Raw genomic sequence first — 2,003 nt, 5'->3', positions numbered from 1 at the left:
AGCGTTTACTTTGCATTTTTCAAAGGTTCTTATTCGGACGAAGAAACCGATAATTTATCGAAAATAATAGCCTTTCCCATAACGGCAATTTTAATAACGGTTTTATTTTATACATTATACGATTATTATTTGCTCGATGCGTTGGCGTATAGATTGAAAGAACATAACTCCAATAGAGATTATAAAGTTTTTCTTCAATACGAATTCGAATTAAAAAATAAAATTTACGAAAACGCCAGAGAAGAACTATCAAAAGGAAATTTAGACAACGCTTATAATCTTGCAAGAAAATCTTTATTTTACGAAGGCGACAACGGAAATATACTTCTTCTTTTAAAAAGTATCCAAAAAGAAAGAGAAGAATTGGAAGAAATAGAAAATAAAAAAGAGATGGAAAACATAAATAATTTAATACAAATGGGTTCGAGAGCTTTTTCGATGTCGGATTATAACGCCGCTAATAGATATTTTGACATGGTTTTAACTATAGACAGATACAATTCTTTGGCTTTATATTATTTAAATAGAATAAGTATGGCGCAAAATAGCAAACCAAAATATTCGGGCAATACCACCGAAGAATTATACGCTTATAAAAAATTGGCGGAAATAATAACTTTATACGAAGAGGGAAGATTATGGGAAGCTTACGAAGGAATATTGCCATTATATGCCGAAGTTCCTAATATAACGGAAGTTAGAAATTATTATTCAATAATTACGGACGCTATAAATAATTACGATTTCTTTATTGAAGAAGCCTCTGAAATAAGAAATGTTTTTATAGATAACGCGGGTTATTTGGAAAATAATTCTCTTACGAAACATAAAGGGCTTAATTTAATGCTTGATAAAAATACTATGTTATCTTCAATAAACGGTTTATATTTTAAAAATAATTTATATATATTCGATGTTTCAGTTATTAAACTTGACGATAATTCCCAAATACTCGATATGCAAAGTTATAAATACGGAAAATTGGCAAATACGATTTATACCAACACAAACAATATAAAAAATATCATATTAAAAGCTCCGTTTGACAATAATAAAAAAGATTATATTTACAGCGACACAGATTCAACGACAATTCCTATATCAATATCTTCGAGCGCCGTTGAAAGCGTTAAAAATTATACGGACATGATATTGGATTATGCAAGTTTATCGAAACTTATTTTACTTAAAAACGAACTTCCAAAATTCGGATATTCTAACGAACCTATTAATTTAATTATATTCAAAAAAGCCATATCGCCGATTTTGTATTTATTATTGTTTGTAATTATAGCTTATTATTCTTTTAAATTCAGAGAAGAAATACATTACGAAGGAGCTAATTTAACCGCAAAATTTATTGGAATAATCGGAACATTGTCATTAACTATGATATACGGAATATTAACCGATTTTATAGCGACAGTTTTAATAAAATTTTCAAATATAGTAATTAATATAGCGTTGGTTTATGCCGTGAGTTTGGCTATTATATTGATAATTCTTTTGCAGATTTCAAGAATTCCAAAAAATGTTAAATAATTTATATTCCAAAAACGAAATAAAAAATTATTTAAAAGAAAATTCAATATTTCCAAATAAAAACAGAGGACAAAATTTTTTATGCGACAGAAATATTGCAAATAATATAGCGAATATAGTCGTCAATAATCGTTCAAAATATTGTTTGGAAATTGGCGGCGGACTCGGTTCTTTGAGCGAAATTCTTATAAATATTTATAAAGAAAATTTAACTATCGTGGAATACGACAAAGCTTTATATAATCATTTAATAAAAAGATATTCCAATAATTCTAATATTAATATAATTCATAAAGATATTTTAACCGTTAATATTGAAAATATAAAAAAAGAAGTAAAATTCGACATATACGGAAATATTCCATACAATATTGCAAGTCCGATAATGGAATGGCTTTTTTGCAATTGTTATGATAAATGGAATTACGCGGTTTTTATGGTAAATGGAATTACGCGGTTTC

2 protein-coding genes are annotated in these 2,003 nt (G+C 27.3%); both read left to right on the top strand.

What is annotated here, in order from left to right; translation table 11 throughout:
• Positions 1-1,542 (top strand): hypothetical protein (locus EZH24_RS14225; RefSeq protein WP_161976149.1); only part of this gene is annotated, 1,542 nt, incomplete at its 5' end.
• A partial coding sequence (locus EZH24_RS10825) for an rRNA adenine N-6-methyltransferase family protein (protein WP_272897897.1) occupies positions 1,532-2,003 on the top strand: 472 nt, incomplete at its 3' end. The genes EZH24_RS14225 and EZH24_RS10825, both read left to right, overlap by 11 nt.

The organism is Brachyspira catarrhinii (genome assembly GCF_005518285.1).
Classification (GTDB): domain Bacteria; phylum Spirochaetota; class Brachyspiria; order Brachyspirales; family Brachyspiraceae; genus Brachyspira; species Brachyspira catarrhinii.
Note: the sequence above shows the minus strand (reverse complement) of the source record. Positions and strands in the feature narration are given on the sequence as shown.